Raw genomic sequence first — 12,521 nt, forward strand, 5'->3', positions numbered from 1 at the left:
TTGAAAGCCATAAATTCCTCGAAAGCTGTGTCCAACTTTCGGGGTTCACTTCACAACAGCATTTTTAGAATCTTCATCTACGGAACTCAACTGTTTCATTCGTTCACCATCGAATATAATACCCGACAAAATCTTCTGAGGGATAATTTTATTAAGAAAAAGTTTTACTTCATCAGCATTCTCAATAGGAAGAGCATCTTCGCCATTTTCTTTGATATAAGAAAGAACAACAGACTGCGTGACACTTATACCCTGTTTTATTTTTTTTGAATACTCTTCCGTTCTCTTAATTGTATATTCAATACCATCTGCCTCAAAAGAGAGTTCAACAAAACAACTCTCTTTTTTCTCTTGATCTGTATTATTCAATTCATGATATAATGCGGAATTAAGCGCATATGCCGTACTCTCTTTTCCCTTCAACTTATTAAAATCGAATCCATAGAGAACCCACCAGAAAGAGAAAAGCATTTCGGTTTTTCCGCCACCATTGGGCGCAACAATGAGGGTTATATTTTTCGAACCATTAGTCTTAAAATCTATCGTGAGATCGCGAAAACAGCGATAGTTAGAATATTTAATGCTACACAGTTTCATTCTTTGCAACCTCGCTGATTTTATTATCTACAAAACTTTTTAGGTTTTCACGACCAATAGTTTTTTGACAGGATTTAGCATACTCAATAATATCAAGAAAAGCTTTTTTCTCTTTTTCAGAAAAACCTTCTTGTTCAAGAACAACTTCAATAGGATTATTCTTCATTAGATAAATCCTCCATAGTCAAATTATATTTTTTCATAATGTTTTCAACAATCCTTTTGTTATCTTCAAGATTTTCAGATAAACGGCTATATTCACAGAAACGAGCCATTTCCGATGCAATTATAGAGCGGCAACCCACACCATAGTTTTGGAGAGTAGGAAGTACGATCATGTCATAAATGTTCGCTTCGCTTTTGCCGCTTTCAGCACATAGCCTCAATACTCGCCCACGACGCTGGACTGTTTGACGTAAAGAACTATCACTGGACAAGATGTATATTTTATCCAATTTCGGAACATCAACACCTTCATCAAAACATTTAATCGCCACAAGGACATCAAAATAACCTTGAGAAAACTTTTCCAAGACCCTTGTTCTATCTACGGTTTTACTCGTAAACTGCGACACTCGCATCTTCATATTGTGAATGATTTGAGTTACCCGATCAATAATAGATTCTTCTTCCGCTTTTCCCTGACCACAATAAATAACAGAATTACGAAATGGATAATCACCATTCATACTTTCCAATTTGAGCAATTTTCCCGATGCCTGTTTAATGATTAAACTGCGTTCCGTTCTTAATCGAGAAATTTTATCTTCATCACGATTCTCTTGATTCATTTCAAGAGCCAAGGCTTTAGATTTCACCTTATACCTATTTGTTTCCTCATCACTGAGATATACGATAATAGGGTGATATCTGTAATGGGACAAGTAACCAGCATCAATCGCTTCTTCTATGCTGTAGATAAATGTTTCGTTCTTATCCTTGGTAAAAAAGCTCTTAATTCCATCAGCTTGAAACTTTTCAAAACGTTCAAGCGTAGCACTCAATCCAAGACGACAAAGAGGATCTTTGGGAACCGACTTTAAATATGCTGGGGTAAGATTATGGGCTTCATCAACAATAAAGAACAAATTGTCAATATCTTTGCATTGGCTGGCAAACTTTGCAAAAAATGTGTCATAAACAGCGATGCAAATAACTGTTTTACGTTCTCCGTAAAATAGAATGGACGCATCATCATAGTTTTCGTCACTTTTTCCAGCTGCAAGCCCTCCAAGATAATATATATCTTCGAAACCGCATTCATCAAAGGCCGCTTTCCATTGAGGTTGCAGATCTGTTTGCGGGACACATACAACAACAAAAAGGGGACCTTTATCCTTTATTGCTCGTTCAACGGTTTTCACAGCGGTAAATGTTTTTCCCGTTCCTGTAGCCATTTCATAAAAATGGGCGTATTCATTGTTTACGAATTCATTTATCGCTTGTTCCTGATAAGGACGTATTTTTTTTGAATGCCTTGATTGCTCTTTTTTGCTTTTTTGAAAAGACTCTATCGCCTGTTCAAGAGATGCGCTTTTACGATATTTCTCAAAAATCTGTTTTTCTACTGCTTCCGGGAAATCCATTACCTGTATTTTTTCTCCAAAGCAATTATTCCAAAGTTTATTAAAATAATCTTGTTGGAGTTCGATCATTTTACTTCCACCATTCCACGATAACGCGACACCGATACATTCTGCATTGCGCAACTTTGCATTTACAGTCTCATTTGCAGAACCCGAAAAATAAATCTTATTGCCATCTTCATCCGAAAAGATTCCTATTTTTTCGTGATACAAACCGTCTGGCATATATGCAATCTTTATTATAAGATTTTTTTCATAAATCATATTGCATATAATATCAAGAGCAGCGAGTTCTGATTCTGAAAAATGGTCCCCTTCGCTTAATTCGCGCAGCAAGGATCTTGTTATGCATTCTTTATCGAGTTTTTGTCCTGCAATAATTATGTTAATATCTTCCTCAGACAAGCGCGGATTGCATACTAGGTGTATTTTTCCACCATTCTCTAAAAATGATATAATGCCTTCAATATCAAGAATTAAGGAACCTAACGAGAAAAAGCCAACCCCTCTTTCAAGAAAGACGCTCTCTCGATAACAAGGAATAAAAAAATCCCTGTCCAAATCATTTGTCAGACTTCTGTATATAGGCAAATAATTGTTTTGCGTAAGCATAAATAATATCGGTTTGCAAATAATATAAATAATTTACAAAGACAATTTGCGACAAAAACAAATTTTTTCGATTTAAATGTAACAAATAAGCGAAGGCCGTTATAAGGAAAAAAGGATGAATTTTCGTTGTTTTCTATTCAAGATTGGTCCTTTTTCGGGAGTGGCGCTACAAGATGTTCGCTGTTTTAAAGGATCTTTCTTAATTACAATCTCCAATCCTTGCATTTCTACCTTAATTCACCTCACAGTTCGGTCCCTTGACGCCCAAAATACGCGAGTATAGATTTGGGGTATGACTTACTATTTTATCAGCGATCTACATCTCGATTTCTATGTGTCGCCAGTGTTTCGCACAATCGACATACTGCGTATGGAATTTGAAGACTTCTTTGAACGAAATTTCTTGCCTGCGGATGCGTGCTGCATCGCGGGCGATATCGCAAATGACTACTTCAATTATATGGAGTTCCTGAAGTTCATTGCCGAGAAATACAAAAGTGTTTATGTTTGCCTGGGAAACCACGACATCATCACCGAACGCATTGGAAAATTCGGCTCCGACAGGGATTTTCTCACCTCCGAGAGCAAGATAAAATACTTTCTTGACGAAACCAAAAAGATTCCGAATCTGCAACTGCTTGAAAACCGCATCGCAGACGATGTCGCCGGCTGCATGGGCATGTGCGATTTCAAGTTCAAACATACGCCTTCGGCTTCCGAGATGGTGAACAAAATCCTTTGGGCGACGCGCTGGTTCGATGGTCGGCACTGGAATTACAAACTGAACGACGCCGACAAACTCTGGCGACACTACGATAGCGTATTCCGCAAACTTACCGCACAACGCCCTAAAATCATAATGTCACATTTTCTGCCGTTGGAATTCGACATGCCTGAGCGCTACAAACAAGATCCCTGCTCAAACTTCTTCTACTTCCACGGAGCAAAATACCTCGAAAAGATGGATGACGGAAGTATCTGGCAAGCAGGTCATACACACACCGCCATCAAGCGCGAATTCACCGATAAACTCGGCAAAAAACACCTGCTACTTTGCAATCCCGTTGGTTACCCCGAAGAAAATCCATACGCAGAATATGGACTAAAGCGAGAAGACTTTTTAGTGGAAGTAGAGTAAAAAAAGAGCACATTATGGACACACCCGAAATTAGCAACCGCTTTGATGCAGAAGACATTCGCAAACTGCGCGAATACAATTCCCTGAAGCATTCCAAGATGACCCACAAAGAAATCTTGGAAGATATCCGACAAGGAGCAGAATCCTTTATGTCAGAATTCAGTAGTTGCGTTGCTGAAAAATTTATCGCCATCAAAATTCAAAATCGGTGACAAATCGGTGATAAATATGGCGGTAAATTTAATTTCCAAAAACCACTTGACAGGATCTTGCTAAAAAATTATAATTAGTGCACAGATGTACAGAAGCCAACTTTTTTAACCCCGCCTTTTTTAGCATGTAGGCGGAAAGGAGTATCTAGCGTGTTGACCATAATGACTAAAAAAGATAAATTATGGGGGAATTATGGCTCTTGAAATAAGAAACATTCCGGTTCTGACAGGCTCTACGGCAGAGTCGTTTGTGCGTGCTGCCGAAGAACGCGAAAAGAACCCCCGTCATCTCGGGCTCAAGGTTTCCTTCGCCCAGATTGACGAAATGGCCGCCCGCGCCCGTTCTTATAGAGAGTCCCATAATGGAAAGAATCCGTTTAGCATCTGATTACAAGTCAGATTTCGCATCATTGAAAAATTGACAACCTCTCCACATCGCAAAAACTCCCCCAGTCTGGAGGAGTCTTGAAGACAGAAGGCAAATGTTGTGTCGTTCCCTTCGGCGGTGCTTCGACAGGCTCAGCAACCGACTCAGGTAACCGAACTAGCGTGATTTACTCGTACAATCCTTTGCTGAAGTAACGGTCACCACGGTCGGGGGCCACGAACACAATGTTTCCGCGTGCGCCCGAGGCGATGAGTTTCTTGGCTGCGGTGAATGCGGCACCTGAAGAGGAGCCTGCGAAGATTCCTTCTTTCTTGGCGAGTTCGCGAGCGCCACCAAAGGCGTCGTCATCGTTGATTTTGATGACCTGGTCCACGAGCGACATGTCCATGGTGTCGGCGATAAAGTCGTTGCCGATTCCTTCGATGTTGTAGTCGCCGTGTTCGCCGCCGCCCATGGTAGAGCCGATGGGGTCTGCGAGCACACCCTTGATGTTCGGGTTCTTTTCCTTGAGCGCCTTGAGAATTCCGCTAAAGGTGCCGCCACTGCCTGCGCCTGCGACCACGTAGTCGATTTGTCCGTCTAAATCTTCGTAGATTTCGGGGCCGGTGGTTTCGTAATGGGCGAGCGGGTTGGCCATGTTGCGGAACTGCCTGAGCGATACGGAGCCCGGAATTTGCGTCAGGAGTTCTTCGGCCTTCTTTTCGGCGCCGAGCATGCCGTCTTCACGCGGGGTGTTGATGAGTTCTGCGCCGAGGGCGCGCATGAGCGTCTGCTTTTCTTGCGAGAACTTGGTGGGCACCACGAATATCACGCGGATGCCACGGTTGAGGGCTGCAAAAGCGATGCCGAGGCCGGTGTTGCCTGCGGTGGCTTCGACAATGGTTCCGCCCGGTTTCAGGAGCCCCTTTTCAATCGCGTCGTTCACCATGTAAAGACCGGTGCGGTCCTTCACGCTACCCGAAGGGTTCCAAAGCTCGAGTTTGGCAAACAGGTTTACACCTTCGGGGAGTCCCACGTGCGTAAGCTTTACAAGCGGAGTCTTCCCGATTAAAGATTGCATCGATTCATAGTAATGCATATTATGCTTCCTTCGTGGCGTTGATGCCGGCGTTCAAATCCAAGATAATGTCATCGACTTTTTCGATACCTACAGACAAACGAATCAGTCCATCGGTAATGCCCACCTTCTCGCGAATTTCCTTCGGAATAGAGGCATGGGTCATGGTAGCCGGATGGCATACGAGGCTTTCAACACCGCCCAAACTTTCGGCGAGAGAAATCAGCTGCAGGGCCTTGAAGAATTTCTTGATGTCATAGTTTTCGTAAAGTTCGAACGAAATCATGGCGCCGCCGTTCTTGGCCTGCTTCTTGTTGATTTCGTAACCCTGAGCAGTCGGGAGTCCCGGATAATAAACACGCTTCACGGCTTCGTGCTGTTCCAAGTAGCGGGCAATGCGTTCCGCATTTTCGGTATGGCAATCGAGGCGCACGCCAAGCGTCTTGATGCCGCGAATCAAGAGGAAGGAATCGAAGGGGCCGAGCACGGCGCCCACGGCATTCTGGTTGAACGCGAGCTTTTCTGCGATTTCTTTATTGTTGGTCACTGCAAGGCCAGCCACCACATCGCTATGGCCGCCCAAATACTTGGTTGCAGAATGCACCACGATGTCGGCGCCAAGTTCCAGCGGACGCTGCAAATAAGGAGTCATGAAGGTGTTATCGACAATGGTCAGAATTCCATGCTTCTTGGCGATGGCAGCGACGCCAGCCAAGTCCGTCACGGTCAGGAGCGGGTTTGCCGGGCTTTCGATAAAGAAGGCCTTCACATCGGGCGTCACCTTGGTATCGAGCGTTGCCAAATCGGTCGTATCTTCGATAGAATAGGTAATGCCGAGGTTCTTGAAAACTTTGTCCAGAACGCGGAAGGTTCCGCCATAAACGTTGCTAGAGATAATGATGCGGTCACCCTGCTTAAAAAGCGAAAGCACCGTAGAAGTTGCAGCCATGCCGCTACCAAAAGCAAAGCCCGCCACACCGCCTTCGAGGTCGGCAATCAACGCTTCGAGCGCTGCACGCGTGGGGTTACCCGTGCGGGAATATTCCCAACCGGTATTTTCACCGAGGCCCGCCTGCTTATAGGTAGAAGTCTGGTAGATAGGAACGTTGACAGCTCCCGTGACCTTGTCGCCATCGATGCCGCCATGGATGAGTTTCGTTTCGATATATTTAGAAGTTGACATTTTTTGAAGTCCTTTAGCGCCATGCGCCTTTTATTGTTTAAATTCGGATAAAAAAATCCCGCTCTGGAGACACAGCCGAGCGGGAATCTGTTTTAGATAAAAGCCTAAAAACTAGTCGCCCGTTCGACATCGACCCCAACAGCAACAACACATGTTCATCAGGTTTTGATTCATTTTTATTTTCCTATCATTTACATAGGGATAATATAGACAAAAACAATAACGCTGTCAACTGAAAACGGGCTATCCAGTTATACTATTTTTCTTTGGTTTGTTATAGTTTAAAACGATAACCAGCCTGTATCAAGGCCTGTCACGGGCTCAATCCGCTTCACATTCTTCTGCGCATCGGTAACCACGGCCATTCCCGTCAGATAATTCATCCAGCGTTGCGGCGTAAAGGTCATCTTGCAAAAGTGCGTGAGGCTCGGAACCACCCAAGCATCATGCGTCGCAAAAATGTTGAAGCGACAATTTCCCTTTTCAAGCATCATCGAAAGCATTTCTTCGGAACGTGCAGGCAGCGGAGCAAAAGCTTCTTTTTCACCACGCGGGTTACCTGCAGCCTCATTCTTTAACCATTCGCAAATGCCTTCGTAAAATCCGGCGCGCAACACCTTGGTGTATTCATCGTAATCTTGAACAAAGTATTCTGCCAAGCAATCGAGCTTTTCGATATGCGGATTTTCAACGCCGCGACCTTTCGCGATACAAGAAGCAGTCTCCATGCAACGCCCTACCGGGCTTGAATAAAAGCAGATATCGCCTTCGGCAGGAATGCACTTACCCAGCGACAGAGCCTGCTCGCGCCCGCGCTCCGTAAGACCTACATGCGCACCGAAGTCAGGATCGTTGGGAGTAATATGGTTGCGTTCACCGTGACGCACCAACAGGAACACGCGTTCGTCAGACAAAAGAGATGCAAAGAAATCTGCGGCTTTTATAAAATCATTCATCTTTTAGATCCTTCGACTTTGCCCTTCGGCAGGCTCAGGGACCTTATTTCGGTTGGTGCCCTTCGACAAGCTCAGGGACCTTACTCGATTAAATCCCAAGCATTCCAGAAATGGGGATCCAGATCGCATGCGCAATCGCAAAACTCAAAATGCCGAGCAAGAATCCACAAACAATATCCGTCAGCCAATGCACACCAAAGTACACGCGCAAAAGTCCCCATGTAAGCGGCAAGAGCATCATGATCCAGCCATACTGCGGTACCGCATAGAACACCGCCGATGCCACCGCCAGGTTGTTCATCGTATGTCCCGATGGAAAGCTGTACTTGTCGAGCGGCGGGACTTCCGCCTTGATTTGCGGATTGGCAGCAAAGGGCCTCGGGCGCTTGGTCGAAAGCTTAACGCCCTCGTACAAGGCGAGCGCCACTCCCACCGCTACCAAAGCCTGCGCCAAAATCGGCCAGAACGCAGACCAGCCAATATGCAAAAAAAGCAACAACGCAAAAACGCCCCAAATGTATCCGTCGCCCAGGCGCACGTAAAACTTGAGGAACTTGTTCACCTTCGGCGAAAAATGCCGATTCGTCCAATAGACCGAAACCCGGTTGTCAAACTCTGCAATTTTCTTGAACATCGGGGTAAATGTAGATTTTTCAGTCTACGTAGCTTCTTCAAAATTCTTATTTTTTTTATGAAAAGGAGATTCCCGCCAGTTTATCCCGGACTTGTTCCGGGACGGGAATGACAATTATAAATAGTAAAGGAAACTACAATGCGCGTACTCGTACTTAACTGCGGCAGCTCTTCGGTGAAGTTCGCTGTCATCGACACCCAGACCAAGGAATCCATCTCCAGCGGCCTCGTCGAAAATATCGGCGTCAACGGCCACGTCAAGGCCAAGGGCCCCGCCGGCAACATCGACTTCAATTTCGATTGCCCCACGCACGCCGAAGCCGTCGCCGAGGTACAGAAGTTCCTCGCCGAACAGAAGCTCACCGACACCATCGAAGCCATCGGCCACCGCGTAGTGCACGGCGGCAAGTACGTCAAGAGCGAGCGCGTCACGCAGGAAGTCATCGACTACATCCGCAGCATCACGCTGTTCGCCCCGCTCCACGAACCCGCACACGCCACCGGCATGGAATGCGCCACCAAGTTCTTCCCGGGCCTCCCGCAGGTCGCCGTGTTCGACACCGCCTTCCACCAGACTATGCCGCGCAAAGCCTACCTCTACGGCATCCCCTACAAGTTTTACGAAGAAGACAAGATCCGCCGCTACGGTGCGCACGGCACGAGCCACCGCTTCGTGACGGCCGAAGCCGCCAAGATCTTGGGCAAGAAGCCGGAAGACTGCTGCTTCATTACCGCCCACCTCGGTAACGGCTCCAGCTGCTCCGCGATTCTCAACGGCCAGTGCGTCGACACCACCATGGGTTTCACCCCGCTCGAAGGCTTGATCATGGGAACCCGTTCCGGTTCCATCGACCCGGCAGTTCTCTTCTTCATCAGCAAGAAGTACGGTTACGATATCGACCGCCTCGACAAGCTCGTGAACAAGGAATCGGGCCTCCTCGGCCTCTCCGGACTCTCTAACGACATGCGCACCCTGACGCAGGCCGCAAGCGAAGGCCACGTGGGCGCACAGATCGCCCTCGAAACGTTCGCCTACAGGCTCACCCGCGAAATCGGCGGCATCGCCATGGCACTCCCGCGCATCGACGCGCTGGTATTCACCGGCGGTATCGGCGAGAACAGCAAGCTTGTCCGCAAGATGGCGATGGACAACCTCAAGATTCTCGGCTACCAGATCGACGAAGCCCGCAACGAAAAGAACGGCAAGGAATCCGGCCACATCATCAGCAAGGACGGCACGCCGACCGCCATGGTCGTCGCTACCAACGAAGAACTGCTCATCGCCCTTGACACCGAAGCTCTGGTGAAATAAACGAGAGACGAAAGAACGCCGCTCCGCGGCTACAGACGAGAGAAGGCTCCGCTAAAGCGGAGCCCTTTCTTTTAAATATCGTTACGAAATATCTCTCGTCTTTCGTCTGTAGGGCCGTAGGCCCGTCCTCTCGTCTATTTAATCGTCCAGGTCTGTCGATTGACTTGCAGGATCTTTCTGCCTTGCACCTGAGCGGCTGCGGCGCGTACCTGAGCCTCGGACACCGGGAGCTTGGCCTGCCACATCACGCGGCCCTGCATATCGAACAGAGCCACCGAGCCACGATTTGCAACAATGGCATTCTGCCAGGTCGCCTTGTACGTCACCACCACAGGGGCAATTCCCGAAGCGGCTTCGCCAACCAGAATCACAATCGTCGCCGTGGTAGAATCGGCAGCATCCTTTGCCTGAACCTTCACGCGGAAAATGCCGTCATTCAGCACCGTCGAATCGGTTGCAGGGGCAATCGTCAACACGCCGTCGACAATCTCGGTCGCAAGCACTATCGGAGCGGTAACCTTGTATGCAAGGCTGTCGCCATCGGCGTCATAGAACAGGGAATCCAGCACGATAGATTCGCTCCAGCCCGTCTTTTCGACGCGCAGCGTGTCACGCATCGCCACGACCGGGCCATCGTTCACCGGGGTGATATAGATATGAATCTTGAACGTCTCCGGAACAGAGACGCTGTCCGTAACGCTCACCGTCACATAAGCATCGCCAAAGGCATCCCTTTCGGCAAGCACCCACCAGGCGCCCTTGTTGTTCTGAGTCTTCGTCTTTCCGTCATCGCTCGTAAAGGTGTAATACAGCTTGGACTTGCCATCAGATGCCTTCGCCCAGGTGCTGTAAAGCTTTTCGGCATACGTCAGGGAGCCGCTATCTTCACGGATAGTCGTATCGAGGGTTGCCGGTTCCACCACCACAATCGGAGGTTCGGGCATGTCGATTACCGTAAGGGTGACAATCGCGAAACCCGATTTCTGACCCTTGGCAGTTTCCACATGATAGGCAAAGTAGTCTTCGCCATAGAAATCCTTTTCGGGCATATAGGTGAAGCTACCATCTTCGTTAAGAGTAAGTTCGCCATGGTCCGGGACTTCGTCAAGAACGGCAATCAAGGCAACCGTGCGGTCGTCGGGGTTGTAATCGTTGGCGAGAACACCCTTTGCAGCCTTCACAGAGAATTCCACATCTTCCTTGACTTCGTAGGCATCCTTGGCTGCCACAGGCAAATCATCCACAGGATTCACTTTCACATAGAAATTGACACCCACGGAATCGACTCCGGACTTCGCCCAGAAGGTCAACTTTGCAAGGCCATAGGCATCGGCTACCGGGGTAAACATAATGTAATGCGTTCCGCCCGTCAGCAAATGTTCCGCATTGATAACGCCCTTTGAGGTCACGCCATACACCACCTGTTCAAGTCCGTCAGCATCTTCCAAAACAAAAGCCGTCGCAGGGAACTGCAGCGCATCTACAGTATCGGGGTTAAAGTCTTCGTCCAGTTCGAGGGTATCCTTGAAATAGGACATATCGACCTCGGCGAGTACCATCGGGTCATTCACCGGAGTAACTTCAATCGACACAGTCGCAGGATCACTTTCCTTGCTAGTCGCATCCGTAACCGTATAGGTGAAGAAGTCAACACCGTTAAAGTTTGCCTCCGGCGTGTAGGTAAACGTTCCGTCGTATTCGCCAGCAGCATTCTTACCCAGCACCAGGGTCCCGTGCTGTACGTCGTCTACAAGGGCAATCGTAAGAGGCTTCGATCCTTCAGGATCATCGACATCGTAGTCGTTCTTCACGAAATTATTCGTAATCTTGACCTTCAGGGTCGAGTCTTCCTTGACCGTATAGGAATCGTCAACAGCGACAGGAGCGTTATCGCGGTCCTTGACCGTCACCGTGAGAGTGTACGAGACTGCAGCGTGGATTCCGTCGCTTGCTTTCAGGTTAACGGTAACATCGCCACTGACATTGGGGGTAGCCACCATATAAACATGGCCGTCCTGTTCATAAGAAGCCTTCGCATTGACAAACGAGGCGTAGCTCTTGTTCAAAAGGATCGATGCCGTCACGGTCGCGTCGCCATCTTCATCACTGAAAATCGTGGAGAGGTCGATATCCAGGGTATCGCCTTCGTTCAGGACTGCAGTTCCCTCTGCATCGCCCACAAGTTCCGTAGGATTGGTCACGCACTCGTCTGCAAGGATAAAGCTCGAAATCTCGATGTTGTTTGTCGTGGTCGAGGCCGACTTTGCGTGGTTATCCTTGAATGCGAACTGCACGCCCGTCTGGTAAACCGCCGACCAGTTCACCTTCGTCTTGGAAGTCCAGCCCTGGGTAAGGGAGGAGAATGCGATAAAGGTCTTCTTAAAACCGGCTGACGCCTTGAGTTCTGCACCATAGTAGTTGTAGTCCTTAATCGTGGACTGCTTGAAATCGATGCGGAACGGAGCCTCTGCGCTATAAGTCAGGCACACGCCCTTATAGGCCGCAAGGGAAAACACGACGTCATCCTGCTGCCAGCCAAAACCAAAACCGGCCGAATTGGTCTTGCCGCTAGTTACGCTCAACGTGGCGGACTTGATCAATCCGTCAACCGACTCAGTAATAGAACTGAGCGAACCGTTAGCCGGGTCAGTGTAAGTATACCAATAGGCAGGAACCTTGTCGCCATCGCCTTCTTCGGTCCAGACCGTCGTCGTCGCGGCATAAGCGGATCCAAACAGGGCTCCCAAAGCCCCCATCAACGAAATCATTTTTTTCATCATATAGACCTCTTATGATTTCCCAATACAATCCATTGGAATAAATGTAACATAAGAATACGAATATTGC

General features: G+C 47.8%; 12 protein-coding genes. 4 read left to right on the plus strand and 8 right to left on the minus strand.

The genetic code is table 11. From position 1 onward, the window contains the following. Nucleotides 1-45: 45 nt before the first annotated feature. Genes Q0W37_RS08185 through Q0W37_RS08195 form a run of 3 tightly spaced genes read right to left on the minus strand, consistent with a single transcriptional unit; the run spans nucleotide 46 to nucleotide 2,795 of the window. Nucleotides 46-597 carry an AAA family ATPase gene (locus Q0W37_RS08185; RefSeq protein WP_297700495.1) on the minus strand — a complete coding sequence of 184 codons (552 nt, stop codon included), beginning with the start codon at nucleotides 595-597 and terminating at the stop codon, nucleotides 46-48. Next, entirely contained in the window at nucleotides 584-763 is a 180-nt protein-coding gene (locus Q0W37_RS08190) for a hypothetical protein (RefSeq protein ID WP_297700496.1), read from the minus strand. Before Q0W37_RS08190 ends, Q0W37_RS08185 begins: the two co-directional genes overlap by 14 nt. Next, on the minus strand, nucleotides 753-2,795 hold the full coding sequence (locus Q0W37_RS08195; protein ID WP_297700497.1) for a DEAD/DEAH box helicase family protein: 2,043 nt from the start codon (nucleotides 2,793-2,795) through the stop codon (nucleotides 753-755). Before Q0W37_RS08195 ends, Q0W37_RS08190 begins: the two co-directional genes overlap by 11 nt. 292 nt (nucleotides 2,796-3,087) lie before the next feature. Here Q0W37_RS08195 and Q0W37_RS08200 point away from each other — a divergent pair, with 292 nt between their 5' ends. From Q0W37_RS08200 to Q0W37_RS08210, 3 genes are all read left to right on the plus strand, one after another. Continuing rightward, nucleotides 3,088-3,933 carry a metallophosphoesterase gene (locus Q0W37_RS08200; protein WP_297700498.1) on the plus strand — a complete coding sequence of 282 codons (846 nt, stop codon included), beginning with the start codon at nucleotides 3,088-3,090 and terminating at the stop codon, nucleotides 3,931-3,933. Between the two features lie 14 nt (nucleotides 3,934-3,947). Next, the gene (locus tag Q0W37_RS08205) at nucleotides 3,948-4,145 is read left to right on the plus strand and encodes a hypothetical protein (protein WP_297700499.1); all 198 of its coding nucleotides are present in this window, start codon (nucleotides 3,948-3,950) and stop codon (nucleotides 4,143-4,145) included. A gap of 193 nt (nucleotides 4,146-4,338) precedes the next feature. Beyond that, nucleotides 4,339-4,533, plus strand: a complete 195-nt coding sequence (locus tag Q0W37_RS08210) for a hypothetical protein (protein ID WP_297700500.1) — start codon at nucleotides 4,339-4,341, stop codon at nucleotides 4,531-4,533. A 166-nt stretch (nucleotides 4,534-4,699) separates the two neighbouring features. On the opposite strand, the gene Q0W37_RS08215 is transcribed toward Q0W37_RS08210, so the two are convergent. The 4 genes from Q0W37_RS08215 to Q0W37_RS08230 all read right to left on the minus strand — a co-directional run bounded on the left by Q0W37_RS08215 (nucleotide 4,700) and on the right by Q0W37_RS08230 (nucleotide 8,363). Continuing rightward, entirely contained in the window at nucleotides 4,700-5,611 is a 912-nt protein-coding gene (locus Q0W37_RS08215) for a PLP-dependent cysteine synthase family protein (RefSeq protein WP_073056534.1), read from the minus strand. 1 nt (nucleotide 5,612) lies between these two features. Then, entirely contained in the window at nucleotides 5,613-6,773 is a 1,161-nt protein-coding gene (locus Q0W37_RS08220; protein ID WP_297700501.1) for a PLP-dependent aspartate aminotransferase family protein, read from the minus strand. 281 nt (nucleotides 6,774-7,054) lie between these two features. Further along, a complete protein-coding gene (locus Q0W37_RS08225) occupies nucleotides 7,055-7,729 on the minus strand; it encodes a histidine phosphatase family protein (RefSeq protein WP_297700502.1) in 675 nt (224 codons plus the stop codon). A gap of 88 nt (nucleotides 7,730-7,817) precedes the next feature. Further along, a complete protein-coding gene (locus Q0W37_RS08230; RefSeq protein ID WP_297700503.1) occupies nucleotides 7,818-8,363 on the minus strand; it encodes a phosphatase PAP2 family protein in 546 nt (181 codons plus the stop codon). Nucleotides 8,364-8,501: 138 nt separating this feature from the next. Between Q0W37_RS08230 and Q0W37_RS08235 the strand changes: the two genes are divergently transcribed. After that, a complete protein-coding gene (locus Q0W37_RS08235) occupies nucleotides 8,502-9,674 on the plus strand; it encodes an acetate/propionate family kinase (RefSeq protein WP_297700504.1) in 1,173 nt (390 codons plus the stop codon). Between the two features lie 134 nt (nucleotides 9,675-9,808). Here the strand turns inward: Q0W37_RS08235 and Q0W37_RS08240 are convergent, their stop codons facing one another. Continuing rightward, entirely contained in the window at nucleotides 9,809-12,454 is a 2,646-nt protein-coding gene (locus tag Q0W37_RS08240; RefSeq protein WP_297700505.1) for a tandem-95 repeat protein, read from the minus strand. Nucleotides 12,455-12,521 lie beyond the last annotated feature (67 nt).

Source organism: uncultured Fibrobacter sp., assembly GCF_947166265.1.
Classification (GTDB): Bacteria; Fibrobacterota; Fibrobacteria; order Fibrobacterales; family Fibrobacteraceae; genus Fibrobacter.